Source organism: Phaeacidiphilus oryzae TH49 (genome assembly GCF_000744815.1).
Lineage (GTDB): Bacteria > Actinomycetota > Actinomycetes > Streptomycetales > Streptomycetaceae > Phaeacidiphilus > Phaeacidiphilus oryzae.
Map to the genome: position 1 here is coordinate 970,644 of NZ_JQMQ01000005.1, position 23,363 is coordinate 994,006.

Annotated in this window: 20 protein-coding genes, 6 tRNA genes and 2 pseudogenes; 14 read left to right on the forward strand and 14 right to left on the reverse strand. The window is 74.2% G+C overall.

What is annotated here, in order from left to right; genetic code table 11:
* Nucleotides 1-243: 243 nt before the first annotated feature.
* Nucleotides 244-1,440 (reverse strand): hypothetical protein, encoded by a 1,197-nt coding sequence (locus BS73_RS08710; protein ID WP_051939713.1) that lies wholly within the window; start codon nucleotides 1,438-1,440, stop codon nucleotides 244-246.
* Nucleotides 1,441-1,481: 41 nt separating this feature from the next.
* Nucleotides 1,482-2,036 (reverse strand): DUF4365 domain-containing protein, encoded by a 555-nt coding sequence (locus BS73_RS08715; RefSeq protein WP_037570879.1) that lies wholly within the window; start codon nucleotides 2,034-2,036, stop codon nucleotides 1,482-1,484.
* 157 nt (nucleotides 2,037-2,193) lie between these two features.
* On the opposite strand from BS73_RS08715, the gene BS73_RS08720 reads away from it, so the two are divergent.
* Nucleotides 2,194-2,958 (forward strand): exonuclease domain-containing protein, encoded by a 765-nt coding sequence (locus BS73_RS08720; protein WP_051939714.1) that lies wholly within the window; start codon nucleotides 2,194-2,196, stop codon nucleotides 2,956-2,958.
* Nucleotides 2,959-3,028: 70 nt separating this feature from the next.
* Here the strand turns inward: BS73_RS08720 and BS73_RS08725 are convergent.
* Nucleotides 3,029-3,100, reverse strand: a tRNA-Val gene (locus tag BS73_RS08725).
* A gap of 174 nt (nucleotides 3,101-3,274) precedes the next feature.
* Nucleotides 3,275-3,688, reverse strand: coding sequence for an SsgA family sporulation/cell division regulator (locus BS73_RS08730; protein ID WP_030459107.1), 414 nt, complete (start codon nucleotides 3,686-3,688; stop codon nucleotides 3,275-3,277).
* Between the two features lie 331 nt (nucleotides 3,689-4,019).
* On the opposite strand from BS73_RS08730, the gene BS73_RS08735 reads away from it, so the two are divergent.
* A tRNA-Val gene (locus BS73_RS08735) sits at nucleotides 4,020-4,091 on the forward strand.
* A 119-nt stretch (nucleotides 4,092-4,210) separates the two neighbouring features.
* Nucleotides 4,211-4,777, forward strand: coding sequence for a CGNR zinc finger domain-containing protein (locus BS73_RS08740; protein WP_037570884.1), 567 nt, complete (start codon nucleotides 4,211-4,213; stop codon nucleotides 4,775-4,777).
* A 30-nt stretch (nucleotides 4,778-4,807) separates the two neighbouring features.
* Here BS73_RS08740 and BS73_RS08745 read toward each other — a convergent pair whose 3' ends face one another.
* Nucleotides 4,808-5,296, reverse strand: coding sequence for a hypothetical protein (locus tag BS73_RS08745; protein WP_037570886.1), 489 nt, complete (start codon nucleotides 5,294-5,296; stop codon nucleotides 4,808-4,810).
* A gap of 98 nt (nucleotides 5,297-5,394) precedes the next feature.
* Between BS73_RS08745 and BS73_RS08750 the strand changes: the two genes are divergently transcribed.
* Nucleotides 5,395-5,898, forward strand: a complete 504-nt coding sequence (locus tag BS73_RS08750) for a DsbA family protein (RefSeq protein WP_037570889.1) — start codon at nucleotides 5,395-5,397, stop codon at nucleotides 5,896-5,898.
* A 50-nt stretch (nucleotides 5,899-5,948) separates the two neighbouring features.
* Here BS73_RS08750 and BS73_RS08755 read toward each other — a convergent pair whose 3' ends face one another.
* The 3 genes from BS73_RS08755 to BS73_RS08765 are packed head-to-tail and all read right to left on the reverse strand — an operon-like array spanning nucleotide 5,949 to nucleotide 8,735.
* Nucleotides 5,949-6,800, reverse strand: coding sequence for a GNAT family N-acetyltransferase (locus BS73_RS08755; protein ID WP_037570891.1), 852 nt, complete (start codon nucleotides 6,798-6,800; stop codon nucleotides 5,949-5,951).
* 40 nt (nucleotides 6,801-6,840) lie between these two features.
* Nucleotides 6,841-7,665, reverse strand: coding sequence for an aminotransferase class IV (locus BS73_RS08760; protein ID WP_037570893.1), 825 nt, complete (start codon nucleotides 7,663-7,665; stop codon nucleotides 6,841-6,843).
* Between the two features lie 26 nt (nucleotides 7,666-7,691).
* On the reverse strand, nucleotides 7,692-8,735 hold the full coding sequence (locus BS73_RS08765) for a chorismate-binding protein (RefSeq protein WP_037570895.1): 1,044 nt from the start codon (nucleotides 8,733-8,735) through the stop codon (nucleotides 7,692-7,694).
* Between the two features lie 169 nt (nucleotides 8,736-8,904).
* Between BS73_RS08765 and BS73_RS08770 the strand changes: the two genes are divergently transcribed.
* The 3 genes from BS73_RS08770 (at nucleotide 8,905) to BS73_RS08780 (ending at nucleotide 9,158) form a co-directional block, all read left to right on the forward strand.
* A tRNA-Gly gene (locus tag BS73_RS08770) sits at nucleotides 8,905-8,977 on the forward strand.
* A 1-nt stretch (nucleotide 8,978) separates the two neighbouring features.
* Nucleotides 8,979-9,049, forward strand: a tRNA-Cys gene (locus tag BS73_RS08775).
* Between the two features lie 34 nt (nucleotides 9,050-9,083).
* Nucleotides 9,084-9,158 (forward strand) — tRNA-Val (locus tag BS73_RS08780).
* Nucleotides 9,159-9,237: 79 nt separating this feature from the next.
* On the opposite strand, the pseudogene BS73_RS08785 reads toward BS73_RS08780, so the two are convergent.
* A pseudogene (locus tag BS73_RS08785) lies at nucleotides 9,238-9,542 on the reverse strand (tyrosine-type recombinase/integrase); the annotation flags it as partial.
* A 62-nt stretch (nucleotides 9,543-9,604) separates the two neighbouring features.
* On the opposite strand from BS73_RS08785, the gene BS73_RS40915 reads away from it, so the two are divergent.
* Complete coding sequence (locus BS73_RS40915) at nucleotides 9,605-9,799, forward strand: VOC family protein (RefSeq protein ID WP_051939717.1); 195 nt, start codon at nucleotides 9,605-9,607, stop codon at nucleotides 9,797-9,799.
* Between the two features lie 817 nt (nucleotides 9,800-10,616).
* Nucleotides 10,617-10,691 (forward strand) — tRNA-Val (locus BS73_RS08795).
* Between the two features lie 319 nt (nucleotides 10,692-11,010).
* Here the strand turns inward: BS73_RS08795 and BS73_RS38680 are convergent.
* Nucleotides 11,011-11,280, reverse strand: coding sequence for a hypothetical protein (locus BS73_RS38680; protein WP_051939718.1), 270 nt, complete (start codon nucleotides 11,278-11,280; stop codon nucleotides 11,011-11,013).
* A 364-nt stretch (nucleotides 11,281-11,644) separates the two neighbouring features.
* Here BS73_RS38680 and BS73_RS39335 point away from each other — a divergent pair.
* The 4 genes and pseudogenes from BS73_RS39335 to BS73_RS08820 all read left to right on the forward strand — a co-directional run.
* Nucleotides 11,645-12,643 (forward strand): annotated as a pseudogene (locus BS73_RS39335) (serine/threonine-protein kinase); the annotation flags it as partial.
* A 1,625-nt stretch (nucleotides 12,644-14,268) separates the two neighbouring features.
* Entirely contained in the window at nucleotides 14,269-15,348 is a 1,080-nt protein-coding gene (locus BS73_RS08810; protein ID WP_063836942.1) for a ScbA/BarX family gamma-butyrolactone biosynthesis protein, read from the forward strand.
* A 5-nt stretch (nucleotides 15,349-15,353) separates the two neighbouring features.
* Entirely contained in the window at nucleotides 15,354-15,998 is a 645-nt protein-coding gene (locus BS73_RS08815) for an HAD family hydrolase (protein ID WP_051941365.1), read from the forward strand.
* 50 nt (nucleotides 15,999-16,048) lie between these two features.
* Nucleotides 16,049-17,263 (forward strand): cytochrome P450, encoded by a 1,215-nt coding sequence (locus tag BS73_RS08820; protein WP_037570898.1) that lies wholly within the window; start codon nucleotides 16,049-16,051, stop codon nucleotides 17,261-17,263.
* Between the two features lie 67 nt (nucleotides 17,264-17,330).
* Here BS73_RS08820 and BS73_RS08825 read toward each other — a convergent pair whose 3' ends face one another.
* Nucleotides 17,331-18,827 (reverse strand): FAD-dependent monooxygenase, encoded by a 1,497-nt coding sequence (locus BS73_RS08825; RefSeq protein WP_037570900.1) that lies wholly within the window; start codon nucleotides 18,825-18,827, stop codon nucleotides 17,331-17,333.
* A gap of 72 nt (nucleotides 18,828-18,899) precedes the next feature.
* Nucleotides 18,900-20,504: an MFS transporter gene (locus tag BS73_RS08830; protein ID WP_051939719.1), complete on the reverse strand. Its 1,605-nt coding sequence runs from the start codon at nucleotides 20,502-20,504 to the stop codon at nucleotides 18,900-18,902.
* A gap of 131 nt (nucleotides 20,505-20,635) precedes the next feature.
* On the opposite strand from BS73_RS08830, the gene BS73_RS08835 reads away from it, so the two are divergent.
* Nucleotides 20,636-20,959 (forward strand): ArsR/SmtB family transcription factor, encoded by a 324-nt coding sequence (locus tag BS73_RS08835; protein ID WP_037570901.1) that lies wholly within the window; start codon nucleotides 20,636-20,638, stop codon nucleotides 20,957-20,959.
* A 285-nt stretch (nucleotides 20,960-21,244) separates the two neighbouring features.
* On the opposite strand, the gene BS73_RS08840 is transcribed toward BS73_RS08835, so the two are convergent.
* Both BS73_RS08840 and cobA read right to left on the reverse strand, forming a co-directional pair.
* Nucleotides 21,245-22,099: a TrmH family RNA methyltransferase gene (locus BS73_RS08840; protein ID WP_037570902.1), complete on the reverse strand. Its 855-nt coding sequence runs from the start codon at nucleotides 22,097-22,099 to the stop codon at nucleotides 21,245-21,247.
* A gap of 10 nt (nucleotides 22,100-22,109) precedes the next feature.
* Entirely contained in the window at nucleotides 22,110-23,327 is a 1,218-nt protein-coding gene (gene cobA / locus BS73_RS08845) for a uroporphyrinogen-III C-methyltransferase (RefSeq protein WP_037570903.1), read from the reverse strand.
* Between the last annotated feature and the right edge of the window lie 36 nt (nucleotides 23,328-23,363).

A 23,363-nucleotide genomic window follows, 5' to 3' on the forward strand; every position in this document is an offset into this window, starting at 1 on the left:
GCGAACTCGCTGCGCGACCGATGGTACCGACCTCGCGGCGTCCCCCGCGCACGCATATCTCCCGCCTCAGCGGTTCCCGCTCCGATGCTGCTGCCGCCGCCCGGCACCCGGGGCCGCCGCCCCGGACCCCGCCGAGCGGCCGCGGGATCGCGCGCAGCGAATTCCGGGGCGCGCGGAACCGCGCGCCCGGCCAGGCAGTCCGCCGCTGCCGAGTGCGGCGCCGTAGCGCGCGGGCGGCGCCGGTCAGTCGGGGTCCGTGGCGGGGGGCGTGCGGCCCCCCGTGAGGGACTTCAGCAGGCGGTCCCGCTCCGCCGCGTCCAGGCGGACGATCGTCAGGTCTCTCGGCTGGCTCAGCCGGCGGAAGCCGCCCTTGCGTTCCAGCCGGCCCGCCAGCCGCACCGGCACGCCGTCGAGATGCGCGCGCACCGCCGCCAGATAGTCGTCCTCCTCCAACTGGACGCGGATCTCGTCGACGTCCACTCCGGCCAGCACCCGCAGCCGCACCGTCCCGGGGCCCCCGGTCGCCGGCCGCTTCAGCCGCACCACCGCGCCGGTGATCAGCACCTCCACCGCCGGCTCGCTGTGTTCGAGCCGCTGCCCGGCCTCCTCCAGCGCCGGCAGGTCCCCCGGCGAGAACTCCAGCCGCAGCGGCCGGTTCCCGAAGCCGCGCGGCACCCCCACCTCGGGTGACCAGGCCAGCGTCACCTCCGCTCCCTCCGCGCCCAGCACCAGCCGCCGCACCGACTCGACCAGCTCGCGGCTGACGCCGACCCGCACCGCGCTGTCGAAGGCGTCCAGCCTCCCGGTCGCCCGCCGGTAGTCCACCGCGTCCCGGACCGCCTCCAGCGCCCGCACCAGCGTGGTCGCGGCCGGCCTCGCCTCCGGCGCCGGGGTGTACGCGGTGAGCAGCCCCGCTCCGGTACCGGGCGCCACCACCAGCACATGCTCCAGGAACTCGCTCGCGTAGTCGTCCAGCCGGGAGCCGAAGTACGCGGCCCGGACCCGCCCGGCCTTGGCCGCCGCGGACAGCATCGCGCAGGCCGCCGAGCGCAGCCCGTCCTCCGCCGGCCAGCTCAGCGCCTCGCCGGTGCCGGGCAGTTCGCGCCTCCAGCGGATCTCGTCGCCCGGCACGGCCAGTGCCGCGAGGATCTGCGGGGCGGACGGATGCCCGGACCTGTGCAGTCCGGCCACCGCCTCCTCGACCAGTTCCACGGCGTCGTCGAAGGCGCGGTGCGCGGGGACCAGCAGGCTGGTGTCGGGCTCCTGGTCGTCCGGCGGGGTCCAGCGGGCGTAGCGGCCGGCGGCGCCGCCGCGGCGCACCCAGCCGTAGCGCGCGAGAAGCGTGCTGAGGACGGCCGGATCGATCCGCCCGGGGTCGGGCAGCGGGAGCCCCTGCCCGCCGAACCTGCCTGGGCCTCGCCGTCCGGGTTCGCTCCGCATGGGCCGTCACACCCTCCCTCGCCACGGACAGGGGCGGCCGCTCACGGTCGGCCCCCGGCCCCCACTCGCGCCATCATCGCGCAGAGCGCGCGGTCGTCGAAGACCTGGTCCGTAGGTATTCGGACATTCGTCCTGCGCTTTCCGGTCACCGGCACGCCGGCCAGGTTGACCCAGTAGCAGGAGTGCCGCAGCACGATCCGGTCCCCGTGGATCTCCACCCACGACCCGGTGTCCCGCGGCACCAGCATCACCACCAGGATCTTGTGGACGGCGACCCGCGGATGGGCCAGCTTGCGCAGCTGATCGTTGTCGATCGTGAACGGGAAGGACGGTCCCGGCGGTTCGGGCGGGGTCTGGTAGGTGCACTTGAGCTGGACCTTGATCGTGGCCTCGTCGTCCGCGCTGTGCAGCCGAGAGGCGTGGCTGATGTGCCAGTCGACGCCGTTGTCCGGGAAGGGCTGGGCGAGGGTGCAGCCGGCGGCGGCCGCGACCGCATGGAGGTATCCCACCTGGTAGGTCTCCATGCAGGTGGTGACCGCGAGCTCGCCCCTGACCGGCCGTCCCGAGGGGACTGGCTCGGGCTGTGTGAGCGCCATGGCTGCCGACTCCCCGCGACTGCGCCGCCCCTCGGGGTCGGGCGGGCCGTCACCTGCTTCATCTCCCGGACTCCCGGGCCCGAAACCGGGATTGGCGACGAAGAGTAGTGGGGTATCACCTCTCCGTGACGACCGGATCGGGCGAAGGAGAACCGGGATGGCCGAGGGGCCCCTGACGACGGAGATCCCCCACCAGTCCGCCGCGTGGTTCGACGGGCCGCTGGCGGCGTTCGACACCGAGACCACCGGCGTGGACGTGGAGCGGGACCGGGTGGTCTCGGCCGCGCTGGTCACCCAGTCCGCGCCGGACGCGCCCACCGCGGCCCGCTGCTGGCTGGTGGACCCGGGCGTCCCGATCCCCGCCCAGGCCACCGCGGTGCACGGGATCACCGACGCCCAGGTCCGCAGCCGCGGCCACGCCCCGGGTCTGGCCCTCCACGATCTCGCCCGGGCGCTGGCCGGCACGGCCCGCACCGGCACCCCGCTGGTGGTGATGAACGCCCCGTACGACCTGACGCTGATGGACCGCGAGCTGCGCAGGCACCGCGGCGTCCCGCTCTCCGCGTACACCGACGACGCGCCCCTGCTGGTGCTCGACCCCCGGGTGCTGGACAAGCATCTGGACCGCTACCGGCGCGGCCGCCGCACCCTCACCGACCTCTGCGCCCACTACGGGGTCAGCCTGGAGGGCGCCCACGACGCGGCGGCCGACGCCACCGCCTCGCTGCTGCTGGTCCGCGAGATAGGACGGCGATTCGCCGGGCGGATAGGCGAGTTGAACGCCGCCGAGCTGCATCTGCGGCAGGCCGTCTGGCATGCGGCGCAGGCTCGCGGGCTGGAGGCCTGGTTCTCCCGCAGCGGCAACCCGGAGCGGGTGGACCCGGCCTGGCCGCTGCGCACGGAGCTGCCCGAGGCGGCCTGAGCCGGCGTCAGCCCCCGCCCCCGGAACGGCGAAGGCCCCCTCCGGTGGACGGAGGGGGTCTTCCGCGGCGTGGGCGATACTGGGATCGAACCAGTGACCTCTTCGGTGTGAACGAAGCGCTCTCCCGCTGAGCTAATCGCCCGGGAACGGGCAAGACAGTACAGCATCCTTGTGACCAGCGGCAATTCGCTTCGCCCGCAGACAGCAACCGCCGCCGTGCGTGCGCACGGCGGCGGTCGAGGCCCCCTGACCCGGTCGTGGCGGTCAGCGGTGGGTAGGGATCGGGTCGTCCCCCCGAGTCGGACGACCCGCCGCGTCAGTTCTCGGCAAGGATGTGCGAGAGCTCGCGGTCCAGGTCGAAGTGACGGTGCTCGGTGCCGGGTGGTACCGCGGCATCAGTCCTCTTGAGGAAGGATTCCAGCGCCCGCGCCGGCGCCTCCAGCAGTGCCTCGCCCTCCGGGGAGCTCAGCGCGATGCAGACGACTCCCTGGCCGTGACTGCGGGACGGCCAGACCCGGACGTCGCCGGTTCCGGTCGGCCGGTGCAGTCCCTCGGCCAGGAGATCGCGGGCGAACACCCACTCGACGGTTTCGTCCGCACCGGTGTGGAAGGTCGCATGCACCGCATAGGGGTCGGCCGTGTCGTAGCGCAGGCCCGCGGGAACGGGCAGGGACGATTCGCTCGACACGATGAGGCGCAGGTGCAGCTCGCAGCTGACCGTGGTGTTCATAAGCGCCAGGGCCTTTCGCTCAGTGTGCGCTCGGGGAATCGCACGTCGGCGAACGGACCATCCCACCGGAGGGCCCGGTGTAAACCCGTCTGTCCGGATAAATCCCCTCCTGGTACCTCTTACGGCTCATCAGTCCCACCCGTCCCGAGCACATCGGCTAGCGACTCACGACCCGTCAGGTTTCGGCCACTCGAAGAGGGCCGAACGGGGTGGCCCGGGGCGCGAAACCCTCGGACGGCGAGGACCGGATGACGGTCGGGGGAACCGGACCCGGCACCGGGAAGGGTGTGCGGAGCACCGCCGGGAATGCGGTAGTGTTCTTTCTGCGCCCGGGCGATTAGCTCAGCGGGAGAGCGCTTCGTTCACACCGAAGAGGTCACTGGTTCGATCCCAGTATCGCCCACAGAACCGCGGGCCCGTTCCGAACCATCCGGACCGGGCCCGCGGGCGTTTTCCGGGGCGCGGCGACGAGTAGAGTCGCTCCCCGTACACGCCACGGACGGCGGGCCAGGGAGCCACCACGTGCTGATCACTCACGACACCCGATGCGCCCTCGGCATGCTCGTGGAGCTGCTGAACACCGCCCCGGACGCGCGGGGCGGGGCGGAGGGCCTGCCGGACCCCCCGGCGCTCCGGGAGTTCGTCGCCCGCCAGGAGATCAGCGAGGTGGGCCCGATACGGGAGTGCGACGTCACGGCGGTGCGCGAACTGCGCGAGCGCTTCCGGGCGATCTTCGCGGCGCCGACCACCCGGGAGGCCGCCGAGCTGCTCAACGCCCTGGTCGCCTCGGCCGGGACGACGCCCCGGCTGACCGATCACGACGGGCACGACTGGCATATGCACTACTTCGCCCCGGGGGCCGGCCTGGCCGAGCACCTGGCGGCGGACGGCGGGATGGCCCTGGGCTTCATCCTCGTGGCGGGCGAGCGGGAGCGGCTGCGGCAGTGCGCGGCGCCCGGCTGCGCGCGGGTCTTCGTCGACCTCTCGCGGAACCGCTCCCGGCGCTACTGCTCCAGCCGGACCTGCGGGAACCGGCTGCATGTGGCCGCCTACCGGGCACGGCGGCGGGAGGCCGCGCGGGTCTCCTGACGGCGGCCGCCGCGCCCTCCCTCCGGCGGCTCAGATGCCGCGGCGCTTGAGGATCTCCTCGATCTCCTTGAACTCGTCGTCGCCCGTGCCGCCGCCGCCCTTCCGCTTCTCCACGGCCTTCGCCGGGGCGGACTTCGGCTGGGCCGCAGAGGTGCCGGCGGTGGCGCCGGGGCGCGACGGCGGGGAGGTCACGGCCCTGCGGCCGTCCTCGCCGCCCCGGTCGCGGCCCCGGCCCCGGCGCAGGCCGGAGGCCAGCAGCACCAGGAGGCCGACCCCGAGGAGGATGACGCCGGCCCACACCCGGGGGTCGAAGACCACGTGCGCCGCCCAGTCGCCGATCGCCGTGCCGATCTTGCGCACCGCGGTGACCAGCCCGGCCAGCCAGACCCCCACCGGGAGGAGGCCGAGACCGAACCAGCGCATCGCCGCACGGGGGCGGCCCCGCCGGCCGGCGACCACGGCCGCCAGCAGGAAGACCACCGTCAGGGCCACACAGATCGTTCCGCTCAACCAGCTCATCGCCACTCGCCTCTCGCACCCCATCGCAGCGCTCGGCCTGGTCGGCCTGGTTCCATGGTGCGCCCGAAGGGTTCCTCTCCAATGGGAGACTTGCCCGCATGAGTGAGAGTTCCGAACCTTCCTCCCCCCGCGTCGAGTGGTGGTGCGAGCTGCAGTGCCCGGACTGCCGCGACTCGCTGGCCGACCTGCGCGCGCTGCGCGCCGAGGGCGTGGAGATCGTCCCGCGGCATTTCCCGCTGTCCAAGCACAAGCACGCCTTCGCGGCGGCGCAGGCCGTCGAGGAGGCCTTCGTCCAGGGGCACGGCTGGGCCTTCGTCGAGGCCGTCCTCGACCGGGTCGGCGAGCTGGACAGGCGGGGCGAGAAGCTGCTGCTGGAGGTGGCGGAGAAGCTCGGGATGGACGCCGAGGAGCTGGACACCGCGCTGATCGACGGGCGGCACATCCTGGTGGTCGACGCCGACCAGGCCGAGGGGCAGGCGATCGGTGTGAAGGGCACGCCGAGCTACGTGGTGGCCGGGAAGGTGCTGGACGGCAGCAAGGACCAGTCGGGGCTGCGGGAGCGGATCGAGGAGCTGCTGGGCTCCCGGGGCCGGAAGGGCTAGCCCGGGCCGGAACGGTCGCAGCGGCGGAGCGGCCGGAGCGGCTAGAGGGGCTAGAGCGGCTTACCCACCGAGATCGCGTAGTCGGCGTAGCCGAGGGTGCGGTAGAGGCCGCGGGCCGCGGCGTTCTCCTCGGCGACGTTGAGCCCCAGATCCCGGCCGCCGGCGGCGAGCACCTCGCGTTCGGCCTGGAGCAGCAGGGCGCGGCCCAGCCCCCGGCCGCGCAGCCCTTCGGCCACCTCGACGTAGGTGATCCAGGCGAGGCGGCGGCCGTCCGGGTGGCGGGTGTGGTCCAGGCGGATCCACAGCTCGCCGCCCGGTTCGCCGTCCACCGTCAGACGGGAGAGGACCGTGCCGGGGGTGTCCGCGCCCCCGGCGAAGTAGGCGGCCATCAGGGTCTCGGAGCGGCGCCGGGCCTCGTCCGCGCCGAGGCCGGAGCGCTGGAGCTCCTCCGCGTAGCGGCGGCTGCGGTCCGCGTACCAGTCGGGGAACTCGGCGGCGCCGATCGGGCGCAGCACGCAGCCCTCGGGCAGCGGGGTGGCTGCGGCTTCGGCTCCGCCGCCGGTCAGATGCTTCGCCATCCGGCGGGCGAGCGGCCAGTAGCCGAGTTCGGCGGCGAGCCGGAGGGCGTCCTCGGCCTCCGCGGGGATCACCGCCTCCGCCCGCCGGCAGCCCCAGGAGCGGAGGATCTCCTCGCCCGCGAGGAGGGCCGTGGTGCCCCGGCCGCGGCGGCGGGCGTCCGCCCGCACCTCCAGCTCCTCGATCCGGCCGGTCCGCTCCCCCGCCGGCAGGGTGAACCGGACCCCGCCCACGGGGGTGCCGTTGACGCAGATCGCGTAGTGCCGGGTGCGGCCGCCGCCGGTCAGCGGCCGCTCCGGTTCGGTGGGGCGCAGGGTGGTGGTCATGGCGCAGGGAGCGTACCGCGCCGGCTGACGGGCGGTCAGGTCAGACCGGGTCGCGGTCGGCGGAGCTGCGCTCGGCGAAGACCTCGACGGCCTTCACCGCCATCGCGCCCGCGGTGCCGGGCAGCCGCCGCTCGTCGAGCCGGTGGACCGGCTGGACGTCGCGCAGCGAGGAGGTCAGGAAGACCTCCTCGGCCTGGCCGAGGACGTCGAAGGGCAGGTCGGCCTCCTCCGCGCCGAGCCACTCCACGACCAGCCCGCGGGTGATGCCGGCCAGGCAGCCGGAGGCCAGCGCGGGGGTGAGCAGCCGGCCGCCGAGGACGACGAAGACGTTGGTGCCGGTGCCCTCGCAGAGCCGGCCCGCGGTGTTGGCGAAGAGCGCCTCGCTGGCGCCCTGCTCGTGGGCGCGGGCCAGGGCGACCACGTTCTCCGCGTAGGAGGTGGTCTTGAGCCCGGCGATGGCGCTGTGCTCGTTGCGGGTCCACGGGACGGTGATCACCGCGGTGCTGTCCGGACGGTGGGCGGCCTCGCCCAGGGCGACCACCAGGGTCGGGGCGGAGTCCCCGCGGTCCGAGCCGAGCGGGGAGAGGCCGCCGGTGTAGGTGATCCTGAGCCGGCCGAGGGGCAGCGGGTTGGCCTCCAGGACGGCCGCACAGGCCTCGCGCACCCGGTCCAGGTCGGGGGCCGGCAGGCCCAGGCCGCGGGCCGAGCGCTCCAGGCGGTGGAGGTGCCTGGTCAGGGCGAAGGGCCGGCCGTCCTCGGCCTTGACCGTCTCGAAGACGCCGTCGCCCACGGTCAGCCCGTGGTCGAGCGCGGAGACGGAGGCGGAGTCCTGTTCCCGCAGCTCACCGTTGATCCAGATCCGCATGGGCCGCTCCCTCTTCATTCGGTCGGTCACTGCGGGGCCGACGCTATCGCGAGCAGTCTGGAGGCCTTCAGCTCGGTCTCCCGCCACTCGCCTTCCGGGTCGGAACCCCAGGTGATGCCGGCTCCGGTGCCGAAGCGGAGCTCGCCGGCCGGCCGGTCGTACCAGAACGTCCGGATGCCGACGGCGAGTTCGGCGATCCCGCGGTCGGCGTCCACCCAGCCGACGGCCCCGCAGTACGGGCCGCGGGGGGCGGTCTCCAGCTCGCGGATGATCCGCAGGGCGCTGGCCTTGGGGGCGCCGGTGACCGAGCCGGGCGGGAAGGCGGCGGCGAGCAGCTCGGGCCAGCCGGCGCCGGGGCTGAGCTCGCCGGCGACCGTGGAGACCAGGTGCACCAGACCCGGGTGCTTCTCGACGACGCAGAGCTCGGGGACGGTGACCGTGCCGGTGCGGCAGACCCGGCCGAGGTCGTTGCGGACCAGGTCGACGATCATCACGTTCTCGGCATGGTCCTTCTCCAGCAGGTCCTGCTCGGTGCGACCGGTGCCCTTGATCGGGCCCGACTCCACCCGGCCGCCGTCCCGGCGGAGGAAGAGCTCGGGGGACGCGGTGGCCACCTCGACCCCGTGCGCGGGGAGGCGGACGGTGCCGGCGTAGGGGGCCGGGTTGCCTCGGGCCAGCAGCCCGGTCAGGGCGTCCACGTCCACCCGGCCGCCGCCGGCGCCCTCGTCCGGGAGCGGCGCGGAGAGCACCCGGCAGAGGTTCGCCTGGTAGACGGTGCCGGCCGCGATGTACTCGCGGATCCGGCGCACGCCCGCGGTGTACGCCCCCTGGTCCAGCGAGCTGCGCCAGGCGTCGCGGGCCGGGCCGCGCCAGGAGCGGCCGTCCGGCGGGGCGGCGCCCGCGGGGTCCTCCCGCACGTCCGCGAAGCGGGCGCAGACCAGGCGGCCCTCGAAGTCGGCGACCACCGCCCACCAGCCCTCGGAGTCCAGAACTGACGGGTCGTCGGTCACCTCGAGGAGGCCGGTGGCGGACCACCGGCCGAACCTCGCGAGGGGGGGTAGTTCTTCCACTGGCTTCGCTCGTTCGCAGGTCGGAAAGGGGAGTGCCGAAGTCTAGGCGCGGCGGCGCCGGGAGGCGCGCGCTGGATACGGAATTTGAGCTGGGCGGGGAATCCGCTAAAGTTCATGTCGTCGCCGGGACACGGACGCCGCAGCAGCGGGGGAAGTGATCCGGAAGCACGCGGACGTGGCTCAGCTGGTAGAGCATCACCTTGCCAAGGTGAGGGTCGCGGGTTCGAATCCCGTCGTCCGCTCGGTGGAGTGGCCGAGAGGCGAGGCAACGGCCTGCAAAGCCGTCTACACGGGTTCAAATCCCGTCTCCACCTCTGAGTCCCCGGACCTGTTCCGGGAACTCGGCCCGCGCGATTAGCTCAGCGGGAGAGCGCTTCCCTGACACGGAAGAGGTCACTGGTTCAATCCCAGTATCGCGCACCAGCTCAGAGGCTCGGTCCGGACATCGGATCGGGCCTCTTGCGTATCCGGGGAGCCACACAGGGAGCCACCGGGTTTCTGATCAACCCTGGCGCCCGTCCCCGCGAAAGATCACGTCCATGGCCTCGGCCCCCTCTGTGATCACCGGCCGGAGCTGCTTCCGGTAGACCCCTCGGTCGTGATCGTGCTGCTGTGGCCGACCACCCGAGCGATCAGCTCCGACGAGATCCCATGATCGGACATCAGAGACACGAAGCTGTGCCGCAGTTCGCGCGGAGTCCACTCCGTGTCCAGTCCAGCAGCCTTCACGATCGAGCGGAAACCCCGGCGGACGTTGGCCGTATCCAACGGACCTGCCCGAGGCGGAAACCTTCGTCCTCGCGCACTGAACCTCGGACATCCGGATCCTGCTCCAGCGCACCGACGATCAGAAGGTGTCCAAGGAGCGGATGCACCTCGACCTTGAGACTGACGATGTGGAAGCCGAAGTCCGGAGGCTCAAAGCGCTCGGAGCTACCCGCAGGGACCATCAGCACGAGCGCGGGTATGACTTCTGGGTCCTGCGCGGCCCGTGGGGTAACGAGTTCTGCGTCCTGCAAACCGAGTTCCCAGACCTTTTGGCGCGGCGTCCCCCCTGGTCATGAGGGCATCCCACCGGCACCCGGCTCTCGGCGCCCCCGCGCTCATGCCTTCGGCCCGCTCGGGGCGCCACCGCCGGTCGCGCGCCCGCTGAGGGTAGGCCCAAGGGGCATGAACGCGAAGCCTCCGGCGGGGATCTCCGGCTCCGGGATGGCGGCATCCGCGCCAGTGACCGTAACCATGGGGTAGGGGCTGGGGGTCCGCCCTCCCGTCTGCCGTCGACCCAGGCGAGGCCGTATCAGCCGTGGCCCTCCCGGTCCAGATCGTTCGGACAGTGGGGCGCTCCATCTGGACCGGGAGGGCTACGCCCGTAACCACTGCGTGTGGGTCGACGGCAGACGGGATGGCAGACGAGCCGACGTGCGGCATCCGCCGAAGGGCAAGCGAGGTGTGTCGAGCCTGCCGCAGCTTCTAGCTACGGATGTGGGAGCGGGAAGCTCACGATCAGTGCTATCGGGCCGAACATACAAACGATGCCTAGAGCCAAGAACAACCAGCCCAGGAGCCTTGGAGTGACGCCCCTTCGACCATGGCACAGCCCGAAGCCGGCGAAGCCAGCCAGCGCGGCACATGGAAGAACAACCAGAAGGAGAACCATCGTGTCCAAGAGTCTGGCCTCTCCCCGTCTCCCCTGCCGTCCGCCGGCACAGTACAGATCTGCCTGCCGAGGGGCGAACCGAGGGGAGCCACCGGGGGAGCCACTCGGGGGGCCACCCAGGGCAAACGCGTGCGGACGACCGTGGACGGTCAGGGTCGACGGAGGCGGATTGGCGCAGGTGGGCGGGGATGCGCTAATGTCTTCCATGTCGCCAGGGGCGACGAGGACGATTAGCTCAGCGGGAGAGCGCTTCCCTGACACGGAAGAGGTCACTGGTTCAATCCCAGTATCGTCCACCAGCAAGGATGTTGACAGGCCGTCACCGCGTCGTGGTGACGGCCTTCGTCGTGTTTCGCTGTGGGGCGGGGAGCGCGAAGCGGGACGGGAGAAGCGGGACGCGCGAGAAGGGCGCCGCGCCCGGAGAGCCCTCACCGACACTCCGGACCCGGCGCCCGGCCCGGCCGGAACGCCCGCGCGCATCGCCCGTCCGCGTGTCCCCTGCGCGCGGCTGGTCCCGGCCGACGCCTTCCGGTCAACCCCTTAACCGGTCGGCGTCCGTCTTTCTTTTTTCCGTGGTTCCCGTGGTCCCACGGGTTCCGGTATTTCCGTTCGTTTCGCTCAGCGGCCGAACATCCGGAGCACCGGCGAGACCTGGGCGAGGAACTCCGCCCAGCCGCCGAAGAGCACCATCAGCAGGGCCGCCACCGGCAGCGCCATGGCCAGCGCCACCAGCGGATGCCTCCGCTGCTCCGCGGGGCCCGGGGAGGGGGGCCGGCGCACCGGGCGCGTCGCCGCCCGGACGGCCTGCCCGACCTGCCCGATCTGCTCCGACCGAGCCGGACGCACCGTCCGCGCCGGCTGACTGACCTGCCCCGACAGCAGTGCCATCGCCCTCGCCCCCTCTCCCCTGCACCCTCTGCGATTCGGCTTACGCGGCGGGCGGTTTACCTCGGGGGACGAGCATGCCGCCCACCGCTGGTCACAACCGTATGCCGGGCCGCTTTCCCGGGCGTCATGCCCGCGTACCGTCTGCGGTGCCTCCGTGAGGATGAGCGGTCGGAGAGGCGGCTACTACCCCAGGTGGACCCCGAGGGGGCGCACCCCTCAGGGTCGCCCCGGAGTACCGGAAGGATGATCACATCGACTGCTTCGCGTTGCGTGCCAGCACACCGGTCCGCCCAGTCCGTAAGCTGTCCCGCGGAACCCGGTGACCCCGGAGGGGTTCTGACGGCACGACAGGACGGAACACGGTATGGCGATGATGCGGCTCCGACGTGAGGATCCGCGCGTCGTCGGCTCGTTCCGCCTCCACCGTCGGCTGGGCAGCGGCGGGATGGGCGTGGTGTATCTGGGCGCCGACCGCCGCGGGCAGAAGGTCGCCCTCAAGCTGATCCGTTCCGAGCTGGCCGAGGACCACGAGTTCCGCACCCGCTTCGCCCGGGAGGTCGCCGCGGCCCGGCGGATCCGGGGCGGCTGCATCGCCCGGCTGGTCGCCGCGGACATCGACGCCGACCGGCCGTGGCTGGCCACCGCGTACGTCCCCGGCCCCTCGCTGTACAAGCGGGTGATGGACGAGGGGCCGCTGCCGTGGACCGACATCGCCGGGATCGGGGCGGCGCTGTCCGACGGGCTGTACCACGTCCACGAGGCCGGGGTGGTGCACCGGGACCTCAAGCCCTCCAACATCCTCCTCTCCCCCAAGGGCCCGCGGATCATCGACTTCGGGATCGCCTGGGCGACCGGCGCGAGCACCCTGACCCATGTCGGTACGGCCGTGGGCTCGCCCGGCTTCCTCGCCCCCGAGCAGGTCCGCGGGGCCGCGGTGACCTCGGCGACGGACGTCTTCGCGCTGGGCTCGACGCTGGCCTACGCGGCGACCGGGGACTCCCCGTTCGGTTCGGGGACCTCCGAGGTGATGCTCTACCGGGTGGTCCACGAGGAGCCCGACCTGCGCGGGGTGCCCGGGCCCCTGGTGCCGGTGATCCGTGCCTGCCTGGCCAAGGAGCCGGTCGAACGGCCCGGGACCCGCGAACTCGCGGACCTGCTGCGCGAGTTGCCGAGGCGGATCGCCCCGGACGCGACGGCTGCGGGGCCGGCGGGCGCGGGCGCGGGCGCCGGGTCAGGCGCGGGTCCGGCCGGTCCGGACAGCGAGGGCCGCGGCGCCGGGCCGGGCGGCCCGGCCGGCTCCGGCTCGCGGACTCCGCACGGCGGGGACGCGCGGCGGGGCGCGGCGGGCCGTACCCCGCGCCCGGCGCGCGGTCCGCGGCCGCCCGGAGCGCCCGGCGCCCCGGGCGCGGGGCCGGGCGTGCCCAGCGGGCCCACCGCGGGGACCGCGGGGCCCGCGCGGATGCCCGGAGCCGCCCCGATGGGCCGTGCGGGCCAGGTCGGCGGGCCGCCGGAGGGATCGCCCGAGGGTTCGCCGAGCCGCGTTCCGGGGACGCCCGCCGGGCGCCGGCCGCGCGTCGCGCCGGGCGGTGCGGCCGGCGGTGCGGCCGGTGGCCTACCGGGTGGTCCGCGCGCCGGGGCGCCGGGGCTCCAGGCGCCGGGATCGCACGGGCCGCACGGGCCGCACGCCTCGCACCCCCCGCAGGCGCCCCGGGTCCCGCGCGGCCCGCGTGAGCTGCGCGCCGGGCAGGGCGGCGGAAGCCACGGTGGTCATGATCAGACCGTTCCCGGCCGGGAGGCCTCCTCCGCCGGCAACGGAACCGGGAAGGGTGCCGGGAGCAGCGCCGGGGGCGGTCACGGCGGTACGACGTCCAAGATCGGCGCCCAGCCGCCGGCCGAGGCGGGCGCGCCGGCGGCGCACGGCGCCTCGGGCCTGCGGGGCGCACCGCTGGCCGAGACCGCGCCGATGTCCCGTCCGGGGACCGGAGGCGCCCGGGCCTCCGGAGCGCAGCAGGGCAGTCGCGGCGGCCGCCCGGAGCGGCCGGGCCGCGGGCCGGCGGGAGGGCGGTCCTCGCGGCCCGCCTCCTCACGGCCCAACTCCTCGCGCCCCAGGCCCACCGGCCGCAACGGCAGGACCGGGAAGCCGGTGTACGTCGGGAAGGCGCGGTCCCGGCGGCTGCTGCGGCAGCGGCTGATCGTCTTCATCACGGTCACCATCGGCGTCGCGCTGGCGATCGCCGCCGCGCAGGGCTGGAGCCACTCCTCCCAGAAGGGCGGTCTGGGCCGGCCGGCCGACTCGACGAGCGGGAGCGCCACCCCCGGGTCGGGCGGCCCGGGCGGCGCCGACCAGGCGGTCCGGGTCGCGGCCAACGACCAGGCGCCGGGCAGCGACTCGGACGCCATCGCGGCGGCGGCCACCGCCGGGGCCGCTCCCGGCCTGTCCTCCGCGGTGACCGGGCCCCAGGTCGACTGGGCGAACCGGGTGTACCGCGACCCGTCGGGCGGCCCCGACATCAGGCTCAAGGCCGGACGGGCCTCGGACGGCCAGCCGACCGTGCTGACCACGGTGCTGGCCGCGCGCTACCGGAACGCCCCGGCGGCGGTGGTCGTGCTGACGCGCACGGCGGGCGGGGTGCCGCAGGACCTGATCGAGCTCTTCCGGTTCGCCGGCGGGCAGCCGGTGCTGGTCGCCTCGCACGCCTCCACCGGGGACGCGGGGGCGGTCGGCAGCTGGCGGATCTCCGGCGGGGCGGTGCTCCGGGAGGAGCGGGCGGGCGGCGCCCGCGGCCCCGTCGTCAGCCAGACCCGCTACGCGGCCCGCGGCGATGGGGAGTTGGACGAATCCTGGCCGGGACGCTGAGCGCAATCCAGCCTTAACGCAAGGTTTGCGATCTTCGTGATGCCGATCACGGCGAACAACTGTGCACTGTAGGTACGGTAGGGATCGAACCTAGTGACCGTATCCGGTTCACCGATTCCTCAGGAGCACCCATGCCCACAACGCTCGCCCCGGCCCTGGCCTACTCCGCCACGGTCCCGCGTGCGCTCGTCCACCGCGCAGCGATCTGCGAGGTGTTCCTCACCGACCACACCCGGGCCGGCGAGGACGAGTACCTGATCGCCGCCCAGCTCCCCCGGGTGCACAGCTTCTACAGCGACCACCTCACCAGTCCGGCCGCCTACGACCCGCTGCTGCTGATCGAGGTGCTGCGGCAGGCGTCCATCCTGGTCGCCCACGCGTACCTGGAGGCCTCCGCCGACAGCAAGTTCATCTTCGTCGACGGCGAGTTCGCGCTGTGCCCGGACGGCGGCGCCGAGGCACTGCGGATCGGCCCGCTGCCCGGCCGGGTGCTGATCCGCGCCCGGCAGGCCTCGGTCAAGCACCGGGAGGGCACTGTCGTCGGCAGCACCCTCGACCTGGAGCTGCTGATCGACGACCGCCCGGCCGCCACCATGCGGACCACCTGCCAGTGGATGCCGCCGGCCGCCTGGGACCGGATGCGGGCCCGCGGCCGGGACGCCCTCGCCCTCCACCCGGCCCGACCGCACCACACCGGCCGGCGGGTGCCGCCGGCCGCGGTCGGCCGGGGCAATCCGCAGAACGTGGTGCTGGCCGAGGCCGGACTCAGCGGGGACGGCGAGGGCGCGGTGCACACCCAGATCGTCGTGGACCAGGCGCACCCCGCCCTCTTCGACCACCCGCTGGACCACCTGCCGGGGGCACTGACCTTCGAGGCGCTGCGGCAGAGCGCGGTCTTCGCCGCGCAGGAGCTCTTCGGGCTCTCCCCGCGCTGCCTGCAGCTCTCCCTGTGCGCCGCGGAGTTCGTCCGCTTCGGCGAGTTCGAGCTGCCCACCGACTGCCGGGTCCGACCGGTCGCGGTGGAGGAGCCCGACACTGTCGGCTTCGAGGTCTCGCTCTTCCAGGAGGAGACCGAGATGGCCCGCTCGCGGGTGCACCTCTCCCGGACCAGCCCGATCGGCGTCCGCTTCACGCCGGTCGCCGCGCCCGCGAGCGTGCCCGCTGCCGAGCCCGAGAGCGCGCCGCAGGCCGCCGGGCAGGTGGGCGCGTGAGCCCGATGCTCTGGTTCGACTTCGGCGGAGTGCTGTCCCCGCCGATGTCCGAGCTCTTCGCCCGCTTCGAGGACCGCACTGGCATCACCCCGGCGCAGCTCGGCGGCGCACTGCACGCCGTCGCCGCCCCGCTGGGCCTCCCCGACCTGGCGCCGATCGAACTCGGGGTGCTCAGCGAGGCGGAGTGGGGGCGCGCCATGGCCCGCGAGCTGGCCGCCCGCCATCCGGGAATCGACCTCTCCAGGGCCCGGTTCGAGTCCTTCGGCGCCCAGTGGTTCGAAGGGGTGACCGTCAACCAGCAGATGGTCGCCACCGCCCGGCACGCCCGGGAGAACGGCTTCCGGATCGGCGTCCTCTCCAACAACGTCCCGGAGTGGGAGCCGTACTGGCACCGGATCATCGAGCCGCTGGGCGAGGTGGACTGCCTGATCGACTCCTGCCGGGTGCGGGTGCGCAAGCCGGACCTGGAGATCTTCCGGATCGCCGAGCGCGAGGCCGGGGTGGCCGCCGAGGACTGCGTGCTCATCGACGACCTGGCGGAGAACTGCTCGGGGGCCCGCGCGGCGGGCTGGCGAGCCGTCCACTTCCGCGGCAACGCCCAGGCCGTACGCGAACTCCAGGGGCTGACCGGGCTCGCGGCGCTGCTGTGAGCGCCGAGGTGAGCCTCTCCACCGACCCCCCTTCGACCATCGGAGCCGATATGACCACGCGAACCCCCGCCCCGCCGGCCTGGATACGGGTGGGCGAACTGCCCGGACTCGACCCCGTGCCCCCCTTCACCCCGCTCGCCGAGCGCAGCCCCGCCGGACTGCCGCAGATCCTGCTGCCCAGCGGCCACACCGCGGTGCACCTCACCCGCTACCGGGACGTCCTGGCGCTGCTGAGCGATCCGGGCAGCGGCCGCGCCGCGACCAATGTGGAGGGCGGTCCGAGCTTCCTGCCCACCACCATGCCGAAGGAGCTGCTGCTCAACCTGGACGCCCCGGACCACGCCCGGATCCGCGGCTTCGTCAGCGCCGACTACAGCGCGGCGGGAGTGGAGCGGCTGCGCCCGGTGCTGGACGAGGTGCTCGGGGAGCGGGTGGCGGCGCTGCGGAGCTCCTCCTCGCCGGACCTCTTCGCCGAGGTGGCCGACCGGGTGCCGATCGCCGTCAACTGCGCCTTCCTGGGCATCCCGGCGGAGGACGTGGCGTACTTCCGGCCGTCGGTGCGGATCGTCCAGATCGCCTCCCACCAGGACGTGCCGGGGCTGGTCGGCCACTTCAGCACGGTCTACCGGTACCTCACCGACCTGGTCACCGGTGCCCGGCCGCGGGTGGCCGGCGGGCTGATCGACCGCTTCGCCGAGGACCGCGACCGGGTCGAACCCCCGCTCTCCGACGCCGAGTTGACCGGCATCCTGTTCGGCTCGCTGCTCGGCGCCGACCAGAACATCGTGTCGGTGCTGACCAAGGCGCTGTATGTGCTGCTGGCCGCGCCCGGGCTCTGGGAGCGGCTGGCGGCCGATCCCGGAATCGCGCCGCGGCTGGCCGAGGAGCTGATCCGGCTGATCCCGCTGGGCGCGATCTCCGCGTTCCCGCGGATCGCCGGGCGGGATCTGGAGACCAGTGAGGGCACGGTGCCGGCGGGCAGCGTGGTCTATCCGGACGCCTTCGCGGCCAACCGCGATCCGGAGGTCTTCCCCGATCCCGAGCTGGTCGACCCGGACCGCCCCAACGTCCGCCGGCATCTGCAGTTCGGCTACGGGATGCACCACTGCATGGGCGCGGCGCTGGCCCGGATCGAGATCGTCGCCGTCCTCACCCGGCTGGCCCGGGAGCTCCCGGGCCTGCGCCTGGACGCGGACCCCGCCGGGCTCCCCTGGGACGAGGGGACTGTGCTGCGCCGGCCGACGGCGCTGCCGGTGCGCTGGTAGCCGGCCGGATCGGCTCGATCGGCCGGACCGGCCGGACCGGCCGGACCGGCCGGCCTGCGGCCCTGCGTCAGCTCGGTTCGGGCTCACCGAACCAGTGGCGCAGGGCCGCCCGCGCTCCGGCGCGGTCGCCGGGGGCCCAGGCGAGGTAGCCGTCCGGGCGCAGCAGCAGGGCGTCCCAGGGCAGGCGGACGCCGGCCGGCGGCTTGGCGCGTACCGCCCGCACCGAGCGGACCCAGCCCTCGGGGGCGTACCCGTCCGGGTCCGCGACCAGCTCCACGTCCAGCCGCGGCTCGGGGGACAGCACCAGCAGGAGGGCCCGCGGGTGGTCCAGCAGGCGGATCAGGTCGGTGGGCGAACCGTCCACCTCCAGCGGGAGGTTGGGCAGGAAGCGGCCGTTGTGGTCCTCCTGGGCGCTGATCATGTCCCCGAGGTGGTCGTTGACCTGACCGAGCGTCAGCAGCTCGGCCATCAGGCCGCGCAGCGGGTCGAGCGCGGGGTCGGGGCGCATCAGGGCGAGCTGCGCCCTGGTGTTCTCCACCACCCGCTCGGCGGCCGGGCGCCGGTCCTCGTCGTAGCTGTCCAGCAGGCCCTTGCCGGCCCGGCCGGTCAGGGTGAAGGCCAGCTTCCAGGAGAGGTCGACGGCGTCCTGGAGGCCGAGGTTGAGCCCCTGGCCGCCGACCGGGAAGTGCACATGGGCCGCGTCCCCGGCGAGCAGCACCCGGCCCTCGCGGTAGCGGCGGACCACCCGGGCGAAGTCGCTGAACCGGCTGAGGAAGACGGCGTCGTCCATCGGCACCGGCCGGCCGAGCACCCGGGCCGCCTCCGCGCGCAGCTCCTCCAGGGTCGGTTCGGCCCGGCGGTCCGGATGCGGACCGGAGAAGTCGATGGTGATCACCCGGCTGTGGCCGAAGGGGTTGATCCCGGAGATGATCCAGCCGTTCGGGGTGCGGTGCCAGCCCGGCGGGACGAGACCGGGCTCCACCAGGCGGACCAGGCCCAGGAGGGCGGCCACGGTGGCCGGGTGGGTGCGGCTGCCGATGCCGGCCGCCTCGCGGACGGTGCTGCGGGCGCCGTCCGCGCCGATCAGGTACTCAGCGGTGAAGACCTCCGGGCCGGCCGGCCCCTCGGCCGTGACCGCGACCCCGTCCGGGTCCTGCCGGAGGCCGGTGACCCGGTGGCCGCGGAGCACGCGTACCCCGCGCTCGCGCGCCCGGGCCTCGAAGTCCCGTTCCAGGTCGGCCTGGGCGCGCCCGAGGATGGGCGGCGGCTCGGTGCCGGGGGCGGTGATGGCGAGCCCCGGCACCCCGGCGAAGTGGAAGGCCTCGGTCCGCCGCTCCCGGAGGTCGTCCGGGCGGGCCTGACGGGTCCTCAGATACCCGCGCCTGGCCAGCGACTGGACGGACCGCGCGTGGAGGGTCCCGGCCTTGGGCTGGTCCACGGTGCGCGGGTTGCTCTCCAGGACCAGCGTGTCTACGCCGTAGCGGCCGAGTTCGGCGGCGGCGAGCATGCCGACGGGGCCCCCGCCCGCGACGAGGACCCGGGCGGATCGCTGCTGAGAGGTCATCGGGCTTCCTTCTGGGTCGGGCGGAGGGGGACCGGCGGGGCGCCCCGGCCTGCCCCGCCGGCACTGCACGGACTACGCGGACTGCGCCGACTGCCGGGCCTCGGCCGTCGCCCGCTCGGGGCGGAGGAGGAAGGCGATCAGTGCGGCGAGGGCGACACCGATCACCGCGAGCACCCACAGCACCGTATGGAAGGCCGAGTCGTACGCGGTCACCAGGAAGGAGTGGACGGCCTCGGGGGCGCGCGCCCCCGAGGTCCGCACGGCGGCGGCCAGGTCGCCGCCGGCGGCCTGGCCGGCCACCTCGGCGGAGTGTCCGGCGCCGGGGAAGCGGGCGAGCCCGCCTTCCACCTTGCCGCCGAGCAGCGTGGCCAGCAGCGAGCCGTACACCGCCACGGCGACGGCCTCACTGCCCAGCCGCAGGGTGTTGAGGAAGCCGGCGGCCATTCCGGCCTTGGCCGAGTCGATCCGGCCCAGTGCCTGGGCGTCCACCAGGCCCGCGGAGAGCCCCATCCCGGCGCCGGTGACCAGCATCGGCACGGCGACGACGGCGACCGCCACCCGGGGGCTGAAGAGGGTGAGCGCGGCGTCGCCGACCACCAGCAGGACCAGGCTGAGCCCGATCAGCAGCAGCGGCCTCACCCCGCGCTGCACCAGCTGCGCGGCCAGCATCGGGCAGACCAGCACCGGGACGGTGAGCAGCAGCATGGTCAGCCCGGTGGCGCCGCTGGAGCGGCCGGTGGCCGCGGTGAGGTAGCTCGGCAGGTAGGTCAGCATGGTGACGAAGCCGAAGGAGGCCGCCACCGGGACCAGGCACATGCCGAGGAAGTGCCGGTCGCGCAGCACGCTGAGATCGAGCATCGGGTGTTCGCGGCGCTTCTCCACGGCGGTGAAGACCACCAGCGCCACGACCGCGGCGGCGAACAGCGACAGTACTCCGGCACTGGCCCAGCCCCACTGCGAGCCCTCCACGATGGCGGTGGTGAGCAGCACCGTCGCCAGCACGAAGAGGCCGCTGCCGGGCAGGTCGAGGGTGGCCTCACCGCGCGGGGTGTGGGGGACCGAGCGGGCCACCCCGGGCAGCACGGCGAGCACCAGGCCGAGCGCGATGGCGTGCAGCGCGAAGACCCAGCGCCAGCCGATCGAGTCGGTGAGCAGTCCGCCCAGCGTCGGGCCGAGGGCGACCCCGACGCCGGCGATGGTCCCGAAGAGCGCGAAGGCCTTCCCCCGGGCCGGGCCCTCGTAGACGGTGGAGAGGATGGCCGCCCCGCAGGAGAAGATCGCCGCGCCGCCGAGGCCGGCCAGCGCCCGGGCGACGTCCAGCAGGACGATGTTCCCGGCCAGCGCGCTGGCCAGGGAGGCGACCGCGAAGAGCGCCGCGCCGGCGGCGAAGGCCCGGATCCGGCCGAGGATGTCCGCCAGCGATCCCCACACCAGGGTGAAGCAGGCGAAGGCCACGTTGAAGGCGTTCACCACCCACTGCAGGGGGGCGAGCGAGGCGTGGGTGGCGGCCCCGATCTCGGGCAGCGCCACGGCGGTTCCGGAGATGGACATCGGCACCACGAAGACCGCGAGGAGCACGGCGGCCAGGGTGAGCGGATGCGGGGCTGCCGCGGCTGCGCCCCCGGCCTGGGTCGGCGGGGCCCCCGCGTCGGCGGTGGGCGCGGTCTCGGTACTCATGCGGTGCTCCAGGGGGCGAGGGTCGCGAGGCGGATCGTAGGTACGGAATCTGTCGTACCTAAAGCTGTCATAGCCCGCAGGTAGGATGCAACTGGTACCTGGACGATCGACGACGGAGAGGCGCCACCGCCATGCCCGACCCGGAAGGACACCCCGCCCCCGAGGAGATGGACCTGCGCACGGTCCTCCACGCGCTGGCCGATCCGCTGCGCTACCAGGTCATCGCCGCCCTCGCCGCCGCGCCCGAGAACACCGAGCGGACCTGCGCCTCCTTCGCCCTCCCCGTCTCCAAGTCGACCCTCACCCACCACTTCCGGGTGCTGCGCGAGTCCGGCCTGGTCCAGCAGGTGGACCGGGGGAACAGCCGGATGGCAGCCCTGCGCCGGGCGGAACTGGACGCCCGCTTCCCGGGGTTGCTCGACCTGGTCGCGGCGAACCAGCCCCTCGACCACTGAGCTTCGCGGCGTCATGTCGCTGCGGGCCCCTGGGGCGTCGCGGCGCAGCCGCAAACCCAGGGGCGCGGGGAACTGCGCGGCCAGCGACTCACGGCGCCGCGGCCGGGTACGGAGTCCGGGTTGCAACCCAGGCGCCGTGGCCGGGTGCGGCGCCGTGATCGGCTGGGCGCGCAGTTCCCCGCGCCCCTTGCTTGCGCCTTCGGCGCTGCGCTCGGGGCGCGTGAGCTGGGCGCGCCCGCGCGGCGGAGCCGCACGATGTCACAGCCCCGCACCCCTTATTGGCGCCTACGGCGCGGCGCCGGGGGCGGTGCCCGTTCGCGGGCGGGTCGCGTAGAAGGCGACGGCGGAGGCCGCGGCCACGTTCAGGGAGTCGACCCCGGCGTCCATCGGGATCCGGACGTGCTCGTCGGCCGCGGCCAGCGCCTCCGGGGTGAGGCCGGAGCCCTCCGTGCCGAAGACCAGGGCGAGCCGCTCCTCGTCCCGCGCGGCCAGCTCGTCCAGGCTGATCGCCTTGTGGCTGAGGCAGAGCGCGGCCACCGTGAAGCCCGCGGAGCGCAGGATCTCGACGTCCTTCGGCCAGTTCTCCAGCCGGGTCCACGGGACCTGGAAGACCGCGCCCATCGAGACCTTGACGGACCGCCGGTAGAGCGGATCGGCGCAGCGCGGGGTGAGGATGACGGCGTCCACGCCCAGCGCCGCCGCGTTCCGGAAGGCCGCGCCCAGGTTGGCGTGGTCGACCATGTCCTCGAAGACCGCGATCCGGCGGGGCGGAGCGGAGCGGCCGGGCTCCGCGGAGAGCAGCTCCTCGGGGGCGGGCAGCGGCTTGCGGGCCATCGAGGCCAGGGCGCCGCGGTGGACGTGGTAGCCGGTGACCCGCTCGGCCAGCTCCGGGGTGACCGCGTACACCGGGGCCGGGACCTCGTCGATGACGTCCCGCATCACGTCCAGCCACTTGGCGGAGAGCAGCATGGAGCGCATCCGGTAGCCGGCCTGTCTGGCGCGGCGGATGACCTTCTCGCCCTCGGCGATGAAGAGTCCCTCGGCGGGCTCGCGGCGGCGGCGGAGGTCGACGTCGGTGAGTCCGGTGTAGTCGTGGAGGCGCGGGTCCTCCGGGTCCTCGATGCTGATGAGCTCGCCCACGGGACGGATCTTACCTGCCGGTAAGGGAGTCGAGGAGGGATACGACCTCGCCGACCACGATGATGGACGGCGGCCGAATGCCCTCGGCCGCCACCACCTCGGCGGCGGTGGCCAGGGTGGCGTCCACCCGCCGCTGGCCGGAGCGGGTGCCCTCCTGGACGACCGCGACCGGGGTCTCCGGGGCCTTCCCGTGCCGGATCAGGGTCTCGGCGATCGCGCCGATCCGCTCGACCGCCATCAGCAGCACCAGGGTGCCGCGCATCCCCGCCAGCGCCTCCCAGTTGACCAGGGAGCGCGGGTCGTCGGGGGCGGTGTGCCCGGAGACCACGGTGAACTCGTGGGTGACCCCGCGGTGGGTGACCGGCACCCCGGCCACCGCCGGGACGCTGATCGCGCTGGTGATGCCGGGCACCACGGTGACCGGGACACCCGCCTCCGTGCAGGCCACCACCTCCTCCAGGCCGCGGCCGAAGACGTACGGGTCGCCGCCCTTGAGGCGGACCACGAACTTCCCCTGCTTGGCCCGGTCGATCAGGGTCTCGTTGATGGTCTGCTGGGCCATCGCCCGGCCGTACGGCAGCTTGGAGGCGTCCACGACCTCGACCTGCGGGCCGAGCTCCTCCAGGAGTTCCAGGGGGGCGAGGTGGTCGGAGACCACCACGTCCGCCTCGGCGAGGAGGCGGCGGCCGCGGACCGTGATCAGGTCGGGGTCGCCGGGGCCGCCGCCGACCAGCGCCACCCCGGCCCGGTGCTCGCGCTGGTGAGGGGCGGTCAGGGTGCCGGTGCGGAGCCCGTCCAGGGCAGCGTCGCGGAGCGCGGCCGAGCGGCGGGGGTCACCCGAGAGGACGGCGATGGTGAAGTCGTCCGCCCGGCCGGTGGCCGGGGTCCAGGCGGTGGCCCGGGAGGCGTCGTCGGCGCGGGCGCAGAAGATCCGCCGCTCCTCCGCCGCCTCGGCGACGGCGGTGTTGACCGCCTGGTCGTCGGTGGCGACCAGGGCGTACCAGGCGCCGTCCAGGTCGCCGTCCGCGTAGCCGCGGCGGTGCCAGGTCAGCTCCCCTGCCTCGGCCATGGCCTGGACGGCCGGGGTGGTCTCCGGGGCGACCAGCTCGACGGCCGCGCCGGCGGCGAGAAGGGCGGGCAGCCGCCGGGCGGCGACGGTCCCGCCACCCACGACGAGGACGCGGCGTCCGGCGAGGCGGAGGCCGGCGGGATAGGCGGGAGTCGTCACGGTCGCTCCGGAGTCCTTCTCTGAACCTTGCGTTGC